Source organism: Pseudomonas sp. GW531-T4 (assembly GCF_017349615.1).
GTDB lineage: Bacteria > Pseudomonadota > Gammaproteobacteria > Pseudomonadales > Pseudomonadaceae > Aquipseudomonas > Aquipseudomonas chlororaphis_I.
Genome location: NZ_JACMZT010000001.1, coordinates 92,597 through 112,877 on the forward strand (window position 1 = coordinate 92,597; position 20,281 = coordinate 112,877).

21 protein-coding genes are annotated in these 20,281 nt (G+C 60.9%); 9 read left to right on the forward strand and 12 right to left on the reverse strand.

Annotated elements, in window-relative coordinates:
- Positions 1 to 2: 2 nt before the first annotated feature.
- Entirely contained in the window at positions 3 to 1,541 is a 1,539-nt protein-coding gene (gene murJ, locus J4D28_RS00445; protein ID WP_009050948.1) for a murein biosynthesis integral membrane protein MurJ, read from the reverse strand.
- A 253-nt stretch (positions 1,542 to 1,794) separates the two neighbouring features.
- On the opposite strand from murJ, the gene rpsT reads away from it, so the two are divergent.
- Complete coding sequence (gene rpsT, locus J4D28_RS00450; protein ID WP_009050949.1) at positions 1,795 to 2,073, forward strand: 30S ribosomal protein S20; 279 nt, start codon at positions 1,795 to 1,797, stop codon at positions 2,071 to 2,073.
- A gap of 154 nt (positions 2,074 to 2,227) precedes the next feature.
- Here rpsT and J4D28_RS00455 read toward each other — a convergent pair whose 3' ends face one another.
- The 5 genes from J4D28_RS00455 to rplU all read right to left on the reverse strand — a co-directional run bounded on the left by J4D28_RS00455 (position 2,228) and on the right by rplU (position 5,995).
- Positions 2,228 to 2,692: a CreA family protein gene (locus tag J4D28_RS00455; protein WP_028683441.1), complete on the reverse strand. Its 465-nt coding sequence runs from the start codon at positions 2,690 to 2,692 to the stop codon at positions 2,228 to 2,230.
- Between the two features lie 10 nt (positions 2,693 to 2,702).
- A complete protein-coding gene (proB, locus tag J4D28_RS00460; RefSeq protein ID WP_007924743.1) occupies positions 2,703 to 3,821 on the reverse strand; it encodes a glutamate 5-kinase in 1,119 nt (372 codons plus the stop codon).
- A gap of 150 nt (positions 3,822 to 3,971) precedes the next feature.
- Entirely contained in the window at positions 3,972 to 5,195 is a 1,224-nt protein-coding gene (cgtA, locus tag J4D28_RS00465; protein WP_007924745.1) for an Obg family GTPase CgtA, read from the reverse strand.
- A gap of 195 nt (positions 5,196 to 5,390) precedes the next feature.
- Positions 5,391 to 5,648: a 50S ribosomal protein L27 gene (rpmA, locus tag J4D28_RS00470; RefSeq protein ID WP_003228360.1), complete on the reverse strand. Its 258-nt coding sequence runs from the start codon at positions 5,646 to 5,648 to the stop codon at positions 5,391 to 5,393.
- Positions 5,649 to 5,683: 35 nt separating this feature from the next.
- Positions 5,684 to 5,995, reverse strand: coding sequence for a 50S ribosomal protein L21 (gene rplU, locus J4D28_RS00475; RefSeq protein WP_007924746.1), 312 nt, complete (start codon positions 5,993 to 5,995; stop codon positions 5,684 to 5,686).
- A gap of 241 nt (positions 5,996 to 6,236) precedes the next feature.
- On the opposite strand from rplU, the gene J4D28_RS00480 reads away from it, so the two are divergent.
- The 3 genes from J4D28_RS00480 to J4D28_RS00490 all read left to right on the forward strand — a co-directional run bounded on the left by J4D28_RS00480 (position 6,237) and on the right by J4D28_RS00490 (position 8,173).
- On the forward strand, positions 6,237 to 7,205 hold the full coding sequence (locus J4D28_RS00480) for a polyprenyl synthetase family protein (RefSeq protein WP_028683440.1): 969 nt from the start codon (positions 6,237 to 6,239) through the stop codon (positions 7,203 to 7,205).
- A 146-nt stretch (positions 7,206 to 7,351) separates the two neighbouring features.
- Positions 7,352 to 7,693 (forward strand): zinc ribbon domain-containing protein YjdM, encoded by a 342-nt coding sequence (locus tag J4D28_RS00485; protein WP_007924748.1) that lies wholly within the window; start codon positions 7,352 to 7,354, stop codon positions 7,691 to 7,693.
- Between the two features lie 207 nt (positions 7,694 to 7,900).
- Positions 7,901 to 8,173, forward strand: a complete 273-nt coding sequence (locus tag J4D28_RS00490) for a hypothetical protein (protein WP_009045712.1) — start codon at positions 7,901 to 7,903, stop codon at positions 8,171 to 8,173.
- 98 nt (positions 8,174 to 8,271) lie between these two features.
- Here J4D28_RS00490 and J4D28_RS00495 read toward each other — a convergent pair whose 3' ends face one another.
- The 3 genes from J4D28_RS00495 to J4D28_RS00505 form a co-directional block, all read right to left on the reverse strand.
- Positions 8,272 to 8,889, reverse strand: a complete 618-nt coding sequence (locus J4D28_RS00495) for an FKBP-type peptidyl-prolyl cis-trans isomerase (RefSeq protein WP_007924751.1) — start codon at positions 8,887 to 8,889, stop codon at positions 8,272 to 8,274.
- Between the two features lie 129 nt (positions 8,890 to 9,018).
- The gene (locus J4D28_RS00500) at positions 9,019 to 9,321 is read right to left on the reverse strand and encodes a DUF6482 family protein (RefSeq protein ID WP_009050951.1); all 303 of its coding nucleotides are present in this window, start codon (positions 9,319 to 9,321) and stop codon (positions 9,019 to 9,021) included.
- A gap of 135 nt (positions 9,322 to 9,456) precedes the next feature.
- Positions 9,457 to 9,945: a TIGR00645 family protein gene (locus tag J4D28_RS00505; RefSeq protein ID WP_007924753.1), complete on the reverse strand. Its 489-nt coding sequence runs from the start codon at positions 9,943 to 9,945 to the stop codon at positions 9,457 to 9,459.
- 160 nt (positions 9,946 to 10,105) lie between these two features.
- Between J4D28_RS00505 and J4D28_RS00510 the strand changes: the two genes are divergently transcribed.
- Positions 10,106 to 11,938 (forward strand): hypothetical protein, encoded by a 1,833-nt coding sequence (locus J4D28_RS00510; RefSeq protein WP_009050952.1) that lies wholly within the window; start codon positions 10,106 to 10,108, stop codon positions 11,936 to 11,938.
- Positions 11,939 to 11,970: 32 nt separating this feature from the next.
- Here the strand turns inward: J4D28_RS00510 and J4D28_RS00515 are convergent, their stop codons facing one another.
- Entirely contained in the window at positions 11,971 to 12,282 is a 312-nt protein-coding gene (locus tag J4D28_RS00515) for a hypothetical protein (RefSeq protein WP_007924756.1), read from the reverse strand.
- A 210-nt stretch (positions 12,283 to 12,492) separates the two neighbouring features.
- The gene (locus J4D28_RS00520; RefSeq protein ID WP_009050953.1) at positions 12,493 to 14,931 is read right to left on the reverse strand and encodes a Lon protease family protein; all 2,439 of its coding nucleotides are present in this window, start codon (positions 14,929 to 14,931) and stop codon (positions 12,493 to 12,495) included.
- A 273-nt stretch (positions 14,932 to 15,204) separates the two neighbouring features.
- On the opposite strand from J4D28_RS00520, the gene J4D28_RS00525 reads away from it, so the two are divergent.
- From J4D28_RS00525 to J4D28_RS00540, 4 genes are all read left to right on the forward strand, one after another.
- Positions 15,205 to 15,693, forward strand: a complete 489-nt coding sequence (locus tag J4D28_RS00525; RefSeq protein WP_007924760.1) for a DUF3015 domain-containing protein — start codon at positions 15,205 to 15,207, stop codon at positions 15,691 to 15,693.
- 94 nt (positions 15,694 to 15,787) lie between these two features.
- A complete protein-coding gene (locus J4D28_RS00530) occupies positions 15,788 to 17,641 on the forward strand; it encodes a DUF4105 domain-containing protein (RefSeq protein WP_029526812.1) in 1,854 nt (617 codons plus the stop codon).
- Positions 17,642 to 17,735: 94 nt separating this feature from the next.
- Complete coding sequence (locus J4D28_RS00535; RefSeq protein ID WP_009050955.1) at positions 17,736 to 18,089, forward strand: hypothetical protein; 354 nt, start codon at positions 17,736 to 17,738, stop codon at positions 18,087 to 18,089.
- A 72-nt stretch (positions 18,090 to 18,161) separates the two neighbouring features.
- Positions 18,162 to 18,656: a GreA/GreB family elongation factor gene (locus tag J4D28_RS00540; RefSeq protein ID WP_009050956.1), complete on the forward strand. Its 495-nt coding sequence runs from the start codon at positions 18,162 to 18,164 to the stop codon at positions 18,654 to 18,656.
- On the opposite strand, the gene gdhA is transcribed toward J4D28_RS00540, so the two are convergent.
- Positions 18,653 to 19,990 carry an NADP-specific glutamate dehydrogenase gene (gdhA, locus tag J4D28_RS00545; RefSeq protein ID WP_038635244.1) on the reverse strand — a complete coding sequence of 446 codons (1,338 nt, stop codon included), beginning with the start codon at positions 19,988 to 19,990 and terminating at the stop codon, positions 18,653 to 18,655. The genes J4D28_RS00540 and gdhA overlap by 4 nt on opposite strands.
- Positions 19,991 to 20,281 lie beyond the last annotated feature (291 nt).

The following is a 20,281-nucleotide window of genomic DNA, read 5'->3' on the forward strand; positions in this document are numbered from 1 at the left end:
CCTCAGTGCAACGCCTTGCGATTGAAGTCGCGCAGGCGGAAACCGAACAAGGCCAGCATGCCGAAATAGGCCACTACGCCGGCCACCACCAGCACGCCCAGACGCAGGAAACGCGCAAGCATATGCCCCTGATCCCAGGCCGGCATGAACTGCATCAGCCCCAACAACACCGCCGACATCACGCTCACCGCAACGACCAGTTTGAGGGCAAACTTGCCCCACCCTGGCTGCGGCAGGAACATCTGCTGTTTGCGCAGTTGATAGAACAGCAGACCGGCGTTGATACAGGCCCCGGCGCTGATCGCCAGCGCCAGGCCCGCATGCTTCAGCGGACCGATGAACGCCAGGTTCAGCAGTTGCGTGACAATCAGCGTGAAAATCGCGATTTTTACCGGGGTACGAATGTTCTGCTGGGCGTAGAAGCCCGGTGCCAGCACCTTGATCACAATGATCGCGAGCAAGCCGACCGAATACGCGACCAACGCCCGCTGGGTCATCGACGCATCGAAGGCGCTGAACTGGCCGTACTGGAACAGCGATACCGTCAGTGGCTCGGCCAGAATCCCCAGCGCCAACGCGCAAGGCAGCACCAGCATGAAGCACAGGCGCAGGCCCCAATCGAGAATCCGCGAATATTCATGCCGGTCCTTGTTGGCGTAAGTCTTGGCCAGTGTCGGCAGCAGGATCGTGCCCAGCGCTACCCCCAGAACCCCCGAAGGCAGCTCCATCAGGCGATCGGCGTAATACATCCAGGACACCGAGCCGGCCACCAGGAACGAGGCGAAGATGGTGTTGATGATCAGCGAAATCTGGCTTACCGAGACCCCGAGAATGGCCGGCAGCATCTGCTTCAGCACCCGCCAGACCCCGGTGTCGCGCAGGTTCAGGCGCGGCAGCACGAGCATGCCGATCTTCTTAAGATGCGGCAGCTGATACAGCAACTGCGCCAGGCCACCCGCCAGCACCGCCCAGCCCAGTGCCATGACCGGCGGATCGAAATAAGGTGTCAGGAATACCGAGAACACGATCATGGCGACGTTCAGCAACGTCGGCACGAACGCCGGGACCGAAAAGCGGTTCCAGGTATTGAGGATCGCCCCCGCCAGGGAGGACAACGAGATCAGCAATATATAAGGAAAGGTCACGCGCAACAGATCGGTGGTCAGCGTGAATTTTTCCGGGGTGTCGACAAAACCTGGCGCCGTCGCCCAGATCACCCAGGGCGCGGCGATGATCCCCAGCGCCGTCACCAGCGCCAGCACCAGGGTCAGCAGGCCGGACACATAGGCAATGAAGGTACGGGTCGCTTCCTCTCCCTGCTGGCTTTTATATTCCGCCAGGATCGGCACAAAGGCCTGGGAAAAGGCGCCCTCGGCGAAGATGCGACGCAGCAGGTTGGGTAGTTTGAAGGCAATGAAGAAGGCGTCCGTCGCCATGCCGGCGCCGAACGTACGCGCAATGATGGTATCGCGCACGAACCCCAGAACCCGGGAAAGCATGGTGATAGAGCTGACAGCGGCCAACGACTTGAGCAGGTTCATGGAAAGGTTTTTTGCCTGTAGATAAACAGCAGGCGAACAATGCGCCCACTTGTGCGATACTCCGCGCCGCAACAGCACAGAGCCAAAGCTCGCGAGTTTACAGGTCAAGCGCCGGAAATAAATATCCCGCCTCTTCAGATCCAACCACTCAGCGGAACGCATCAGCTGCCCTTGACAAGCCTTCAACTCATCGGCATGATTCGCGGCCTATTTTGTTTGCTATTTCCCAAAAAGTCTTTCGAGGAGCTCGACGGTGGCCAACTCACCTTCCGCCAAAAAACGTGCAAAACAGGCTGAGAAGCGTCGCAGCCACAACGCCAGCCTGCGTTCCATGGTTCGTACCTACATCAAGAATGTAGTTAAAGCCATCGACGCAAAAGACGCTGAAAAAGCGCAAGCTGCTTATGTTCTGGCCGTGCCAGTTATCGACCGCATGGCTGATAAAGGCATCATCCACAAGAACAAAGCTGCTCGCCATAAAGGCCGCCTGAATGGCCACATCAAGGCTCTGAAGCTTGCTGCTGCAGCCTAAGCGACACGCTTGTTAAAAAACCGACCCCAGGGTCGGTTTTTTATTGCCTGCGATTTGCTGCTTTGAGTACTGAACCGCTATCGCCAGCAATCGAGCGCCGACCGGCCGCCCCTGCAGGAATGACACAACCTGCAGGAGCAAGCCCTGAAGGCCTTTACGGGTTCTGCGCCCAAGGCAGGATCGGAATCGCCGTCACCGCATTCTGCGGACCACCCTCGATCAACCGATCGCTATAGACCAGGTACACCAGGGTATTGCGCTTCTTGTCGAGGAAACGCACCACCTGCATGGTCTTGAACACCAGCGAAGTGCGCTCCTTGAATACCTCCTCGCCATCCTTGAGCTCACCCTTGAAGCTGATTGGGCCGACCTGCCGACAAGCGATGGAGGCCTCGGCACGATCCTCCGCCAACCCCAGCCCACCCTTCACGCCACCGGTCTTGGCGCGCGACAGGTAGCAGGTCACACCTTCCACCTTCGGATCATCAAAGGCCTCGACCACAATGCGGTCGTTGGGCCCGACAAACTTGAACACCGTCGACACCTGGCCGATCTCTTCAGCGGAGGCCAGCAGCGGCATCGCCAGCAGCAACCCCAACAATCCTCTTGCTACGCGCATTGGTTTTTCCTTAGACCAGAATCAGGTTGTCACGGTGAACCAACTCGGGCTCGGCCATGTACCCCAGCAAACCGACAATCGCATCAGAAGACTGACCGATGATTTTTTGCGCCTCCAGGGCGCTGTAGTTGGCCAGGCCGCGAGCGATTTCACGCCCGTCCGGCGCCACGCACACCACCATCTCGCCACGGCGGAAGCTGCCCTGCACCAGCTTGACCCCCACCGGCAGCAAGCTCTTGTTGCCTTGGGACAGGGCCGACACCGCACCATCATCCAGCACCAGGGTGCCACGGGTTTGCAGGTGCCCAGCCAGCCATTGCTTGCGCGCCGCCAGCATGCCGCGCTCAGGCGACAGCAAGGTACCCAGGCGCTCGCCCGCCTTGAGGCGATCCAGCACCCGCTCCAGGCGCCCACCGACAATGATGGTGTGCGCCCCGGAACGGGCCGCCAGGCGCGCCGCGCGCAGCTTGGTTTGCATGCCACCACGCCCGAGCGCACCACCGGTACCGCCCGCCACCGCATCCAGCGCCGGGTCGTCGGCGCGCGCCTCGTAAATCAGTTGGGCATCGGGGTTGTTACGCGGGTCCGCATCGAACATGCCGTCGCGGTCAGTGAGGATCACCAGCAGATCGGCCTCGACCAGGTTGGCCACCAGGGCCGCCAGGGTGTCGTTGTCACCGAAGCGGATCTCATCGGTAACCACGGTGTCGTTTTCATTGATGACCGGAATCACCTTGAGTTCGACCAGCGCACGCAAGGTGCTGCGGGCGTTCAGGTAACGCTTGCGGTCGGACAGGTCGTCATGGGTCAGCAGGATCTGCGCAGTGTGCAGGCCGTGCTCGGCAAAGCTCGATTCCCAGGCCTGCACCAGACCCATCTGGCCGATGGCCGCGGCCGCCTGCAGCTCATGCATCGCACTCGGTCGTGCGGTCCAGCCCAGGCGACTCATGCCGGCCGCGACCGCACCGGAGGAAACCAATACCAGCTCGACGCCAGCCTCATGCAAAGCCACCATCTGCTCGACCCAAACGCCCATTGCCGCGCGATCCAGCCCTTTGCCGTCCGCCGTCAGCAGTGCACTGCCGATCTTCACGACCCAGCGCTGCGCACCTGTCACCTTACTCCGCATCTTCTTCAACCTTAGCTTGAGAGCCACGCGACCGAGCGCGCCCATAAGTTATTCGTGGCTACGTTTCTTGATACTAAGCTTCTTGATACTACGTTTCCTGGATACTAAAACGCCGCTCAGTGAGCGGCGCTTGTAGTTTACTGCAACGAATCAGTCGCGGACGTAAATGATTTCCGGACCATCTTCGTCATCCACATCTTCCTCGTCCCAGTCATCGTCGCCGATGTCATGCACGCTCTTCACGCCGCTGCGGCGCAGGGCACGCTGGTCGTCCAGAGCCTGCAGCTGGGCACGCGCCTCGTCTTCGATGCGCTGATCGAGCTCAGCCAACTCGTCGGCATAAGCCGGGTCGGCCGCCAGACGATCGGCACGATCTTCCAGATAACGCATGATGTCGCGGCTCAGGCGCTCGGTACCGTCTTTGGAAATGGCCGAGATCACGTACACCGGACCGGTCCACTCCAGGCGATCGACGATCTCCTTGACCCGCGCCTCATGCTCTTCCTCGAGGATCTGGTCGCATTTGTTCAGCACCAGCCAGCGATCACGCTCAGCCAGGGACGGGCTGAACTTGGTCAGCTCGTTGACGATCACTTCCGCAGCATCGGCCGGGCTGCTTTCATCCAGTGGCGCCATGTCCACGAGGTGCAGCAGCAGGCGAGTACGCGCCAGGTGCTTGAGGAAACGGATACCCAGGCCCGCACCATCCGAAGCGCCCTCGATCAGACCCGGGATGTCGGCGATCACGAAGCTTTTCCAGCGGTCGACACTGACCACGCCCAGGTTCGGCACCAGGGTCGTGAACGGATAGTCGGCCACTTTCGGCTTGGCCGCGGACACCGAGCGAATGAAGGTGCTCTTACCCGCATTCGGCAAGCCCAGCAGACCGACGTCCGCCAGCACTTTCAGCTCCAGCTTGAGATCACGCTGCTCACCCGGCTTGCCCGGAGTGGTCTGGCGCGGCGCGCGGTTGGTACTGGATTTGAAACGGGTGTTACCCAGACCGTGCCAGCCGCCCTGCACCACCAGCAAACGCTGACCGGCCTTGGTCAGGTCACCGATCACTTCCTGGGTACCGGCGTCGATCACCGTGGTGCCGACCGGTACGCGCAGCTCGAGATCCTCACCTTTCTTGCCGGTGCAATCGGTACTGCCGCCATTGGAGCCGCGCTCGGCATCGAAATGGCGGGTGTAGCGGTAGTCCACCAGGGTGTTGAGGTTTTCGTCGGCGATCATGTAGATCGAGCCGCCATCACCACCATCACCACCGTTCGGACCACCGTTTTCGATGAACTTTTCCCGACGGAAACTCATGCAGCCATTGCCGCCGTCGCCAGCTTTTACTCGGATCGAAACTTCATCAACGAACTTCATAACAAAACGCCTCTCGCCGCACGGGCGAGCCGAAAAACACTAAGACATAAGACTCTTGCAAAAATGAGCGCAGCGACCCCGATCAACGGCCGTAACATCCAGCGCTGGCAGCCCATACAAACAGTTTTGCAAGAGACTCACCCCACAAACGAAAAAGCCCCGTCGCAAGACAGGGCTTTTCCAGCGATCGCGCAATTAAGCCGCGACAACGCTCACGTAACGACGACCGAAGGCGCCTTTTACTTCAAACTTGATCACGCCTTCGATTTTCGCGAAGAGGGTGTGATCTTTACCCATGCCAACGCCGTAGCCAGCGTGGAATTGGGTGCCGCGCTGACGCACGATGATGTTGCCGGCCTTGATGACCTGGCCGCCATACATCTTCACGCCAAGGCGTTTGGCTTCTGAGTCGCGACCGTTACGGGTACTACCACCAGCTTTTTTGTGTGCCATGAGTTCAATTCTCCTAGTGAGGAATTAGGCTGAAATTAAGCCTGAATACCGGTGATTTTGATCTCGGTGAACCACTGGCGGTGGCCCATACGCTTCATGTGGTGCTTACGGCGACGGAACTTGATGATGCGGACTTTATCGTGACGACCTTGGGAGATCACTTCAGCCTTGACGGTTGCGCCAGCAACAACAGGTGCGCCGATGTTCACGTCGTCGCCATTGGCAACCAACAGAACGCGGTCAAAAGTCACGGATTCGCCAGTGGCGATTTCCAGTTTTTCGATCTTCAGGTATTCACCTTCAGCGACCTTGTATTGCTTACCGCCGGTAACGATTACTGCGTACATGGTATTTCTCCGATAATCCTGCTCACCCAGCTCTTTATAAGAAGAGGTATTGGCTGGCATGGCTGCATGGGGCTGGAACGGCCCAAGTGCAATTGCGTAAGGCAGGTGCTGCCCAGGAAGTTCAGGGTGCGCGATTGTACGCAAGCTGTCTTGGCGATGCAAGGGGCCGTCCATCGCGCCTTGACAGCCCCGGACGTGGGTCCTAGCATGCCGCGCAACCCTTCTGGAGCACCTGTCGCTGATGCAACCCCAAGCTTTCTACCGCGCGGTGGCGGACGATTTTAGCGCCGTCGACGGCATCATCAAGAAGCAGCTGACCTCCCGAGTGCCGCTGGTATCGAAAATCGGCGACTACATTACCTCGGCCGGGGGTAAACGCCTGCGTCCTTTATTGGTGCTGCTGTGTGGCAAGGCCCTGGGTCGCGAAGGCGACGACCTGCGCCTGCTGGCCGCCACCATCGAGTTCCTGCACACCGCCACCCTGCTGCATGACGACGTGGTCGACATGTCCGGCATGCGCCGTGGCCGCTCGACCGCCAACGCCATGTGGGGCAATGCCCCGAGCGTGCTGGTGGGCGACTTCCTGTACTCGCGCTCCTTCGAGATGATGGTCGAGCTGGGCTCGATGCCAGTGATGAAGATCCTTTCGCAAGCCACCCGCATCATCGCCGAAGGCGAAGTGCTGCAGCTGTCGAAAGTCCGTGACGCCAGCACCACCGAAGAAACCTACATGGAAGTCATCCGCGGCAAGACCGCGATGCTCTTCGAAGCCTCGACCCACAGCGCCGCCGCCCTGGCCGGCGCCACCGAAGAGCAGAGCGAAGCCCTGCGCACCTTCGGCGATCACCTGGGCGTGGCCTTCCAACTGGTGGACGACCTGCTCGACTACCGCGGCGACGCGGAAACCCTGGGCAAGAACGTCGGCGACGACCTGGCCGAAGGCAAGCCGACCCTGCCGCTGATCTACACCATGCGCGAAGGCACGCCGGAACAGGCGGCCCTGGTGCGCCAGGCGATCCAGAAAGGCGGTATCGAAGACCTGGAAAGCATCCGCGCGGCCGTGGAAGCCTCCGGCTCCCTGGACTACACCGCGCAACTGGCCCGCGACTATGTCGCTCGCGCCATCGCCTGCCTGGAAGCCCTGCCGCCGAGCAAATACCGCGACGCGCTGGTGGAACTGAGCGAATTCGCTGTAGCCCGCACCCACTAAGATTCGATCGCCAGCCCGCTCCAGCCTTGCGCAGGAGCGGGCTGGCTCGCGATGCTTTCTCGCCCAATCCCCCGCGATACCCCTTCCCCGGGCAAAACCCTATATAATGTGCGCTTTTTTAGCCTTCCTGAATCCGAGGAGTCTTAGTGAGCACGTTGCCACCCTGCCCAAAATGCAATTCCGAATACACCTATGAAGACGGCGCCCAGTTGGTCTGCCCGGAATGCGCCCACGAATGGTCCGCCAACGGCGAAGCCGAGGCCGCATCCGATGAAACCGTGAAAAAAGACTCGGTCGGCAATGTCCTGCAAGACGGCGACACCATCACCGTGATCAAGGACCTCAAGGTCAAGGGCACCTCGCTGGTGGTCAAGGTCGGTACCAAAGTCAAGAACATCCGCCTGTGCGATGGCGACCACGACATCGACTGCAAGATCGACGGTATCGGCCCGATGAAGCTCAAGTCCGAGTTCGTCCGCAAGGTCTGATATTCCGGCTATCGCCCCGTGCCAGCCACGGGGTGAAGCCCTCCCCGCTCCCGCCTGATTCCCCGCCTCTCCCGCCACCTATCAAAAGGCCAGCCCTTTTGACTCACAACAATTTCCACACAGAAAAAAGCAGAAACCGCCAATAGGTACTTGCTATTCATTGAATAAGAATTATTCTCATTGAAACCCATCAAGGAGATAAGACTCATGACTTATTTGATCGACGCATGGCTGGACCGCCCACACCCTTACCTGCGAATCCTGCATCGGGAAACCGGGGAAGTCTGTGCGGTACTGGAAGAAGAAGCCTTGAACGAGCTGCAGGACCAGGGCGACCTGGACCTCAATGGCCTGAGTTCCAGCGAGCCGGTGGTGCTCAAGGAGCTGGTGCGCAACCTGTTTCTGTTCTGCTATGCACGGGCCTTGCGCCCTGCCGGAACAGCCGAAGGGCAAGGCCTGAGCGCAAAAATACGTCTATGACCCCACCTAAACCCTCTGCCAAGGCGAACCTGCGCGCGATCCGTACACCGCACACACGGCGTATGGATCGCGAGCACGCTCAGCCCGGCAACTGAGGCTTACAGAACGTCGAGCAGCTCGACGTCAAACACCAGAACGCTGTGCGGCGGGATGCTGCCAACGCCTTGCGCGCCGTAAGCCAGCTCGCTCGGCACGTACAGACGCCATTTGCTACCGGCATTCATCAGTTGCAGCGCCTCGGTCCAGCCAGCGATCACGCCGCCGACCGGGAATTCCGCAGGCTGGCCGCGCTCGTAGGAGCTGTCGAACACAGTGCCGTCGATCAGGGTGCCGTGGTAGTGGGTACGCACGCTGTCTTCACGGGATGGCTTGGCGCCTTCGCCCTGGGTCAGCACTTCGAACTGCAGGCCGGAGGCCAGAGTGGTGATGCCTTCGCGCTTGGCGTTTTCAGCCAGGAAAGCCAGGCCCGCGCCAGCAGCGGCTTCAGCCTTGGCAGCGGCTTCGGCCTGCATGATTTCGCGGATCACCTTGAAGCTGGCGGACATTTCTTCCTGGCCTACACGGCTAGGCTTGCCGGCGAACGCGTCGGTCAGGCCCGCCAGGATGGCGTCCAGGCTCACGCCCGGTGGCGGGTTGTCACGCAGCTGGTCGCCCAGCTGACGGCCGATACCGTAGCTGACGCGGGTTTCGTCGGTGGACAGATTTACTTCGGACATGACACTGCTCCGCTGTGCGGACGGCTCGGAAATCCGCCGTGCGTACACAGCGCATCCCGGGACGCCCGGAACCAAAAGGGCGAGCAGACTAGCACAGATGCCACGGTGATGAACGCGCGTCCCCGCCTGTCAGGCCGAGCGGACGGCGAGGGGCACCCGCAGGCTGTCATCGGTATTGGCCGAGAGGCCGCACATCTCATCATGCACTGAAGCGTGGATCAGGTTGAAGGGCAGCTTGGGAAAGGCATGCAGCACTTCCCGGGCATGTTCCACCGAACGCAGATGCAACATCTGCCCGTGGGCGTCGCTCAACGGATAGGCCGTCCCGTGCATCCGCGCCTCGAGCAGATAGATACCGCCTTCGAGGGAGATCAGGTTCAGCTCGTCGATTTTTCCGGCGACGGCATAAGCATTCAACTCGTGCAGGTTCATGGGTGCACCTCGCGCAGTTCAAGCCCGTGACCCTTACAGGGATATGCCTCGGCCGGTAAAAGCACAAGCCACAAACGACGCCGCCTGTCCGTTTCACCACGGCCGGGCGGCGCGGCTACAGCGGTGGTCAGGCGATCAGTGCTTGGTCAGCTTGTCCAGATAGCCCATGGCGAAAGCCGAAATCACGAAGGTCATGTGGATGATCACGTACCACATCAGGTACTGCGGCTCGATGTTCTTCGCGTCCATGAATACCCGCAGCAGATGGATCGAGGAGATCGCCACGATGGACGCAGCCACCTTCATCTTCAGCGAGGAGGAGTCCATCTTGCCCAGCCAGTTGAGCTTTTCCTTGTCCTCGTCGATGTCCAGCTGAGACACGAAGTTCTCGTAGCCGGAGATCATCACCATCACCAGCAGGCCGCCGACCAGTGCCATGTCGATCAACGACAGCAGCACCAGGATCAGATCCGACTCGGCCATGGAGAACACGTTAGGGATGACGTGAAAGACTTCCTGGAAGAACTTCAAAGCCAGGGCGAGCAACCCCAATGACAGGCCAAAGTAGATCGGCGCCAGCAGCCAGCGCGAGGCGTACATTGCATTCTCGATAAAACGTTCCATTGAATCTCACACAGGTCTGAAAACGGCGGCGAGTATATCAGCCGGCCAAAAGCCCATAAACCGCAACGAAATCCATTGCCTGCGCGTCTGCCAAAGCGTTTTTCTGCTAGTGTCGCAAGCACTTGAACAGCTCAATGACATCGGACAGGAAGCCTGGAGAATGGATTTGCGATTGCCTTTGGCGGGTACCGGCCTGTGTATCGCGGTACTGCTCAGCAGCGGCTGCTCGCCCAGCGACGAGAAGCAGCAAGTCAGCCTGGAACAGAAAACCGCACAGTTCGAACAATCCCTGGACGCCATCCAGGATCCCAAGCTCAAGGACGCCATCGCTGACCTGGGCGGTTCGCTGTTACTGCTCGAGCGAGCGCAACTGCGGCTCAAGAGCAAGCCCATCGAGACCGAATACGGCGATGACGCCCTGGCCCTGCTCAAGCACTACCCCAGCCCGCAGGCCCTGGTCGACACCTACCTCAATGGCCTGTTCGTACTGCGCAAGACCTCCAACTCCGACTACCTGACCGATCTGCAGCCGGTGTTCCCCTTCAGCTTCAACATGCCGGCGCAATTCCCCTTCCCCCACGGCCTGGAATGGCAATCCGTAACCCTGAGCAACGGCAAGGTCATCGCCTTCCAGCCCGAATGGTCGGAAACCGATCCCGGCATCCAGTTGAGCCCCTCCAGTTCCAACCTGACCAATCCGGATGACCTGACGGTGACCTACCCGTTCATCGAAGGCGTGGAAATCGAAAACAAGAACCAGCCCCAACCCGTGACGTTGCAAGGCAAGGCCGAAGTGATCGCGCCACACCAGGTGCTCACCTTCGAACTGGACAAGGCCGATGTCGGCAAGCAACGCAGCGACAAGAATGTCAGCGTGAAACTGCTGTCCCTGGACAAGAACAGCGCCGAAATCGAGTTGACCAACAGCGCCCCACTGCCGCCCGGGCTCAGCGAGACGCCGCTCAACCCGTTGCTGGTGCAGGCACGCGACACCACCGGCCAGATCCTTTCGCGCTCCGGCTCGATCAACGAGAACAGCCAACAGATCGCCTTCTACGCCAAGCAGCTCGCCGAAATGCAGAAGCAGAAGGCCTGGAGCCAGGCGTTCGAGCAGCAGCTTGAAGAGGAGCGCAAAACCTTCGAGCGCGAGCAGCACAGCCATTACACCAAGGTGTATTTCAACGGCCTGATCGACAAGCTCGAAGTCAACGTGCTGGATTTCTCTGGAGCCACCGTCACCCGCAAAGAGTTCAACCTGCCGGTGCGGCGCTTCGACCCTCTGACCACCGACAGCAAGATCCAGCCCCTGCCCATGCCGGTAGTGGTGTATGACGATCAGGCACCGAACTACCTCAAGGGCGCCAACCTCGACGAAGACACCCTGAAAAAAAGCGTGGTCATTCACCAATCCACCGAGGACGCCAGCGCGGCGCGGATCGAGTTCGACCACCCGAAAACCTTCAATGACGAATTGCTGGGCACCTCCTTCTCTACCAGCGACAGCCCGGTGACCTTCTTCACCCAGAACGAAAACGGCAAACGCGGCGAGCCCATCGAACTGCCCTCGGAGGCGGTCGAGGTCGACCCGCTGCGTAGCTCGATCACTTACGACCTGACCCTGTTCCCGGAAACCCCGGCTTACGCCGTCGGTGCGATCCCACTGTTTCTGGCCAGCATCGAGAAGAAGGCCCTGCCCGTCAGCCAGTTGCCCAAAGGGCTTGAACTGCGAGGCAATGCGCTGATCGTCGACCAGCGCCTGTTCCCGACCGAGGCCTGGCGCTTCTACGCCAAGGACAGCAGCGGTCAGTACCTGAAGGAGATTCTTGCGGTCAGCCATGAGGCGCCAGCAAAAGGTTCGGCCTCGTTCGACGTGCATTACTTCTATGGGCAGCCCACCGAGCTGGAAACCTACCAGCGCAGCGAACTCAATACCGTCGAATATGGCTTTGAGGTCAAGCTCGACAAGCTGGAGAATCCACCACCCGCCGAGTAGGACTCAGCGGTAGGGATTAAAGGGAGATCGCGTCAATGGCGGCAGCGTTCGCCATTGATCTGCCGTAGTTGCGCCTGAAGGTGCAGGCACCAGATCTGCGGATCGTCGGCCAGCTCATAGCCGTGGGTGGTCAGGCTTTCGACGATGGAATCAAGGATGGATTCGGCCACGCTGGGACCGCAGAAAGGTCCCTGGGCCTTGATGGCCGAAGGTTGTTCACCGGCCATTCCGGCCGCGAACAGTAGGGTCCACATTCCGTTATCTCCCGCCAGCGGGCGGATACTGCACTCGATACGGGTGACCAGGCCAAGACACTGGCGGGTAAGGCAGAGGTTGCGCGACATGGCGGCGACCCTCGGTAGATCCGGTATTCAGCCCTCATGTGAAGACTGTTTCGATCCAGTGACGACTGTCGTTCTCCTGCCCTGAGAATAGGAAGAAAAGACTGAGAAGCAAAGTTGACCGGCTGAACAGGCGCCGAATGGTCTATTCGAGAAAATTGACGCCAGCGGACCGGCGCCGCGACGAAGGCCGAGCCCTCGCCGCGGCATAGCTCATGCCGGCTTGGTTTGCGCCAATGCTTCTTGTGCCTGCTCTTTTTCCGCTTCCTTGAGATCGTCCTCGCTGATCATTTCCGCGATAACCCGCAGACGCTCCACCACCCGCGCGTTGACACTGCCTTCCGGGAACTGGCCATCCGCATCCGGCTCGCCCGCGGGCTCGCCGACCAGCAGGCTCAGGGCCTCGTCAGCCTGGCGCACGGCATACACGTGGAATTTCCCGGCGCGGACCGCTGCCAGTACCTTCTCGTCGAGCATCAGGGTGGCGACATTGGCGTGAGGAATGATCGCGCCCTGCTCGCCCGTCAGGCCCCGCGCTTCGCAGAGGCGGAAGAAGCCTTCGATCTTCTCGTTGACCCCGCCAACCGCCTGCACTTCGCCGAACTGGTTGATCGACCCGGTAATGGCAAAACATTGCTTGAGCGGGGTTTTCGACAAGGCCGAGATCAGCGTGCACGCCTCGCCCAGCGACGCACTGTCACCATCGACATAACCGTAGGATTGCTCCAGGGCGATGCTCGCCGAGATCGCCAGGGGGAATTCCTGCGCGTAACGGCTGCCCAGGTAGCCGGTGAGAATCATCACGCCCTTGGAGTGAATCGGCTGGCCGAGATTGACCTCGCGCTCGATGTCGACGATACCGCTGCCCCCCGGATACACCGTGGCGGAAATCCGCGCCGGAATACCAAAGGCCGAGTCGCCCACTTCCAGCACCGTCAGGCCGTTGCACTTGCCCACGGCCGCGCCATCGGTGTCGATCAGAATGATCCCCGCCAGCATGTCGTCGAGAATCCGCGCCGAGACCCGCCCGGTACGGGTGGCCTTGGCTTTGAGCGCCCGTTCGATATGCCCGGCATCGGTCATCTCGTCCGAGGCCAGGTGACGGATGAAGTCCGCCTCGCTGACCAGCTGGAACAGATCGCCAATACGCGCCGACAAGCGCCCCTGGTGTTCCGCCAGCCGGGCGCTATAGGTCGCCAGGCGTGCCACCGCGTCCGCGGTCAGCGGCGCCATGCCTTCTTCGGAGGTGCGAGTTTTCAGCAGCTGGGCGAACTGTTCGAGGCTTTCGTCCACCATCGGGATGTCTTCGTCGAAGTCCACCAGCACGCGGAACATTTCCTGGAAGTCCGGATCCAGGTCCTGCAGCGTGTAGTACAGCTGGCGAGCACCGATGATCACGACCTTGACCTGCAGCGGGATGTGTTGCGGGGTCAGGGTCACGGTGGCCAGGCGCCCCAGTTCGCCCAGCGGCGATTCCATCTTCAGCTTGCGCGATTGCAGGGCCCGCTTGAGGGCATCCCAGACAAAGGGTTCGCTGAGCATTTTCTCGGCTTCGAGAATCAGGAAACCGCCGTTGGCCCGATGCAGGGCACCCGGACGCAGCTGCCGGTAAGTGGTGTAGAGCGCGCCCTGGTCGGTGCTGTATTCGATGCGGCCAAACAGGTTGTCGTAGGTCGGGTGCGGCTCGAACACCACCGGCGCGCCGCCACTGGCCGGATGGCCGACCACCAGGCTCGGACCATACTGTTCTTCCAGCAGCTTGCGGGCCACGGCGTCGGTCTTGCTGTCGTCCACCAGTTGCTCGACCACGGTCTTGAGCAGGTACACCTGCATGGCTTGCAGGTAGCCACACACGCCGGCATTTTCCGCGTACTTCTCGGACAGCGGCGCCAGCAATGGCTGCAAGGCCAGGGTGATGGTTTCTTCGTTGAGGTGACGCAGCTGGTTGCTCGACTCGCGCTTCCACTGCGGCAGGCTCGCCAGTTCTTCGTTGAGGCGCTCCTCCAGGGCGGAAATGTCCTCGTGGAAACGCTCGCGATCGGCCTCGGGCAGTTGCGCGAACTCTGCCTCGTCCAGCGCCTTGCCGTCGAGCATAGGGGTGAAGGCAATATTGCTGCTGTCGCGGTACAGCGCGACGTCCTTCTCCAGCGCCAGGCGCTCGATCACATCGAGGGCACGGTCGTAACGCTGGTTGAACGCGCGGTCGATGGCGCTTTTCTTCTGTTGATAGGAGGGATGCTCGAAGACCGCCGGAAAGGTCGCCAGCAGGTTGTCGATCAGGCCGTTGATGTCACTGATGAACGCCCCCGCGGCCCCCGAAGGCAGCTCCAGCGCGCGCGGCTCGCGCGGCTCATCGAAATTGTTGACGTAGACCCAGTCGGACGGGGTCTGCAGGCGTTTGCCCTCAGCCTTCAGGTAGCGTTTGACGAAAGAGAAGCGACCAGTGCCGGGCTCGCCCATGACAAAGACGTTGTAACCGGGGCGTGGCATGGCCACACCGAACTGCAAGGCTTCGACCGCACGTTCCTGGCCAAGCACACCGCGAAAGGGCTCCAAATCATTGGTGGTCGAGAAGCTGAACTGTTCAGCGGAAAACGGACGGGTCAGCGCTTCGGGCGCTAGACGCAAGCTGGCAGCAACAGGATCAGGCATCGGGCTTCCTTACATCAGGCGGGGCAGATGGGGCATTCTGGCGCCGGGTACAGCGGCTGGCAAGGCGCGAGGCAGCGAAAGCGCGGACAGATCCCAGGCGCCACGCGGACAGCATAAAAACCGTCTATTTCAAGGAATGTCATGCAAAAAAACACGGAACCCTTGGAATCTGCCTAAACTCCAAGCTGCGCGGCTGGACTAATAACCGGCCCACTGGCGCCGACATGGGCCAGAACCCTTGTCCATTGGTTTGCACACAAAGAGAACAAAGCTATGAAACGGATTCTTCTCGGTACTCTCTTCACCGCTGTTTCCATCAATGCAATGGCCCAAGCGCCAGGCGGTCCGGATTGTGGGTGGGGCAACCTGCTGTTCGAAGGACAGCGCGGCACTCCGGCTCACTTCCTGGCCTCCACCACCAACGGCACCTCCGGTAACGCGACTTTCGGTATGACTTCCGGCACCAACGGCTGCTCGACCAACAGTGCGCTGACTTACGGCGGCAAATCCTGGTTTGCCATGAATGGCATGATGAACGAGCTCTCCGAAGACATGGCCAAAGGTGAAGGCGAAGCGCTGACCACCTACGCCGTGGTCCTGGGCGTCGCTCCCGAAGACCGCGCGCACTTCGCCGCCGTCACCCACGAGCACTTCCAGCAGATCTTCAGCAAAGCCGACGTGACCGCGGAAGATGTGCACACCAACACCCTGGCCGTGCTGAAAAGCGATGCACGCCTGGCCAAATACGCCACCCCGGCTTAATCTCGACCCGCCCGCTCTTTTCGGGGAGCGGGCTTTTGTTTTTCGGACATGACCCCTCCCGGGTCTTTGTTTTTTCCGACTCAAGTTGCCCACCATGCTCAAACGCCTTGCCTCCCTGGCGCTCTGTGTCTGCGCCCCGCTGTCCGCCGCGCCACAAATCGACCACTCACGTTTGCAGCAACTGGCCAACGATCCGTTCTGGATTTCCCTTGGCCACTACGAAACCGCCAAGCTCGGAGGCTGGCGCAGTTATGTCAGCGACCCGAAGTTTTTCCTCGCCAGCGACGGCGCCGAACACCCCGACGCCGAACTCAAGGCCACGCTGAACGCGCTCTACGCCCCCGCCAGCAGCGGCAACCAGCATGCTCAATGCGTGTACCCCGCCCGCACCCGCTGGCTCAAGGCCCAACTGAGCCTGAGCGATCTGCCGACGGTGGACTGCAATGAGTTCAACCAGTGGTTCAAGGACGTCGCGCCACACAGCACGGTGATGATTTTCCCGGCGGCCTACCTGAACAGCCCGTCGTCGATGTTCGGCCATACCCTGCTGCGCATCGACCAGGCCGATGTGCAAAGCAACCACACCGCCCTGCTCAGCTACGCGATCAATTTCGGCGCCTATATCGAAGGCTCGGACAACAGCATTCTCTATGCCTGGAAAGGCCTGATGGGCGGCTATCCCGGGCTGTTCGCCCTGGTGCCCTACCAGGAGAAGCTCTCGGAATACCGCAGCCTGGAAAACCGCGACTTGTGGGAATACCGGCTGAACCTGACCCAGGCGGAAACCGAACGCATGGTCGAGCATGTCTGGGAACTGAAGCAGATCAAGTTCGACTACTTCTTCTTCGACGAGAACTGCTCTTACCGTTTGCTCGAGCTGCTGCAAGTGGCGCGCCCCAGCCTGCGCCTGACCGGACAATTCCCGTTGACGGCGATTCCCACCGACACCGTCAAGGCGGTGAAGGAAGCCGGCCTGGTGGAGAAAATCGAGTACCGCCCGTCCCGCGAACGTGAGCTGCTGGAGCGCGCCAAGCCGCTGAGCAACGACGAGCAACAATGGGTGCTGAAGGTCAGCGCCGACCAGCAACAGCTGCAGGAGCCGGCCTTCAAGGCCCTGCCACGGGACCGCCAGGCACTGATCATCGATGCGGCCTATCGCCTCGAGCGCTACCGGGCCAACGGTCAGGAGCGCGATCCGCAACGGGCGCAGCGCAGTTTCGAACTGTTGCGGGCGATCAACCGCAACCCGCCGCCCGAACTGTCCATCGAACGCCCAGGCCTGCCGGAAGACGGCCATGAGTCGCGCACCTGGCAGGTCGGCGTGGGCACCCGCGGCGACCAGGCTTTTGGCGAATACGGGCTGCGCATGGCCTATCACGACCTCAACGACAATGCCGAAGGTTTCCCCCTGGGCGCACAGATCGAAATCCTGCAGATGAAGCTGCGCCAGTACGAAGGCAACAATTGGCAGCTGCAGCAACTGGACCTGGCGACCATTCGTTCACTGACGCCGCGCAACGAACTGCTGCAACCCTGGTCCTGGCAGGTCACCGGCGGCCTGGAGCGAGTGCCGGGCAAACACGACGATGAAACCCTGGTCAGCCATGTCAACGGTGGCGGTGGCGGCACCTGGCAGCTCAGCGAGAACATGCTCGGCTTCGCCCTGGGCACCGTGCGTGTCGAGCACAACGCCGATTTCGCCGGTTTCATCACTCCGGCGGCCGGCTTCAACACCGGCCTGCTGTGGAAAAACCCGCTGGGCAATTTCAGCGTCGAAGCCAAGGGCGACTACTTCACCAACGGTGAGGTACGCCGCAGCTTGAGCCTCAACCAGCAATGGGAGCTATCACGCAACCTGGGCCTGCGCCTGAGCGCCCAGCGCGAGTTCAGCCACCTGGCCACGGCGGAAAACGAGGTGATGCTGGAGCTGAAGTGGTACCACTACTGACCCCCGGTCGCATTCTCACCGCGCTTTCACAAACCACTGACGAATCCCCTTCTAGACTTTCTCTATGAGCCGTTGAGCGGCGTGGGAGTCAGAGATGTGGCGGTATGCGGTGGTGGCATGGCTGGCGTTGCTGAGCGGTTGTGAGACGACCCACGAACAGTTGCTCAAGCAGGGTTATCCACCGGCCTTCGCCGACGGCTTCGATGACGGCTGCGCCAGCGGTCGCCAGGCCGCCGGGGCGATCAACGGCGAATTTCGCAAGAACGTGCCGCGCTACCTCAAGGACCCGCAATACGCCGAGGGCTGGAGCGACGGTTTTCGCCAGTGCCAGGCCATGCTGGAAAACCAGGATCGCAATGACTATCGGCAGCGTCACTGGGACGAACGCGAACGCGCCTGGCGAGAGGAAAAAGACCGCGACGCCGCGCGAGCCTATCGCTCGCAGTAAGTCGCTTTCAGACATGGCCCGAAACCAAAAGGCTGCGACCATGGCCCAAACCTTCATTACGGGAAAACTCCCATGAGCCGAGCCTTCGTCAATGAGGAACTGACTGCCGCCCAGGCCGACCAGCCCGTGGAGCGGCAGATCAGCGCGCAGCCCAACTACGTCACCCCACAGGGCCTGAGCGAACTGCAAGCCAAGGTCGCGTTCCTGCAAACCCGGCACAACCAACAGTCGGCGCTGGGCGACCAGGCGGACCCACAGCAACTGGCCGATATCGAACGCGACCTGCGCTACTTCAACCAGCGCCTGCAAAGCGCCCAGGTGGTTCCCCAGGCGACATCGCGCTCGAAAGTGCAGATCGGCAGCCGGGTCATCTTCGCCGACGAGCACGGTACCGAGCAGTGTGTGCAACTGGTGGGAGAGGATCAGGCCGATGTCGCCAAGGGCCTGATCAATTGGGGCTCGCCGCTGGGCCGCGCGCTGCTGGGCACCCAGCTTGGCGATGAAGTGCTGTGGCAGCGCCCGGCGGGCGATCAGTTGATCGAGGTGATCCGCATCGACCCGGCTTAAACCACGCCCTGGGCCAGCATGGCATCGGCGACCTTGACGAAGCCGGCGATGTTCGCCCCCTTGACGTAGTTGATCCGGCCGTTTTCTTCTCCGTAATGCACGCAGGCGTGGTGGATCGACTGCATGATGCCGTGCAGCTTGCTGTCCACCTCGCCGGCGCTCCACAGCAGACGCATGGCGTTCTGCGACATCTCCAGCCCGCTGACCGCCACGCCCCCGGCGTTCGAGGCCTTGCCCGGGGCGAACAGAATGCCGGCCTCGATAAAGATATCCACAGCCTCCAGGGTGGTCGGCATGTTCGCCCCTTCAGCCACGCATATGCAGCCATTGCGCAGCAGCGCGCGTGCCGACTCGGCGTCCAGCTCGTTCTGGGTGGCGCACGGCAGCGCGATATCGCAGGGCAGCGCCCAGGGGTGCTGGCCGGCGAGGAACTCGAGGTTGAATTGCGTCGCCAGCTCGCTGATGCGCCCGCGCTTGACGTTCTTCAGCTCCAGCACCGCCTGCCATTGCTCCTCGGTCAGCCCGGCCTCGCAGTACAGCGTGCCTTCGGAGTCCGACAGGGAGATCACCTTGCCGCCCAGGTCCATGACCTTGCGCGCCGCGTATTGCGCCACGTTACCGGAACCGGAAATCGCTACGCGCTTGCCTTCCACCCGATCGTCACGGCGCTTGAGCATTTCTTCGGCGAAGTACACGCAACCGAAGCCGGTAGCCTCCGGGCGGATCAGGCTGCCGCCGTAACTCATGCCCTTGCCGGTCAGCACCGAGGTGAACTGGTTGCTCAGGCGCTTGTACTGGCCGAACAGGAAGCCGATTTCCCGGGCGCCCACGCCAATATCCCCCGCCGGTACGTCCACATCCGAACCGATATGGCGATACAGCTCGCTCATGAAGGCCTGGCAGAAGCGCATCACCTCGGCGTCGCTCTTGCCCTTCGGATCGAAGTCCGAACCACCCTTGCCGCCGCCCATGGGCAGCGAGGTCAGGGAGTTCTTGAAGGTCTGCTCGAAGGCGAGGAATTTCAGCACCCCCAGATTGACCGAAGGGTGGAAACGCAAACCGCCCTTGTACGGGCCGATGGCGCTGTTCATCTGGATGCGGAACCCGCGATTGACCTGGACCTTGCCCTGATCGTCGACCCACGACACACGGAACACCACCGCCCGCTCCGGCTCGCAGATACGCTCGAGAATGCCCGAGGTCAGGTAATGCGGATTGGCCTCCAGGAATGGCCACAGGCTGCGCAGCACCTCTTCCACCGCCTGGTGGAATTCAGGCTGGTCCGGGTCGCGCTTTTTCAGGCGGGCGAGGAAGTCTTCGACGGATTCGATCATGGGAAAGTCTCGGCAAATTTATTGTCGTTAACGGAGATTTGCCCGGGACTTTAGCAACTCGAACAGCACCATGACAGAGCAAAATGTCGCAGTTATGAATTTAAATGGTGCAATAGATATAAATATTTGGCTGTTTTCGGCCTTTTACGCACCATTCAAGGGATCGAAACCACAGGCCTCGCCCCACGATGGGCAGCTCGAAAATTGGCGGTGCCAGTCAGGGCGCATCGCGAGCAAGCTCGCTCCTACAAGAACGACACAGCCCCTGTAGGAGCGAGCTTGCTCGCGATA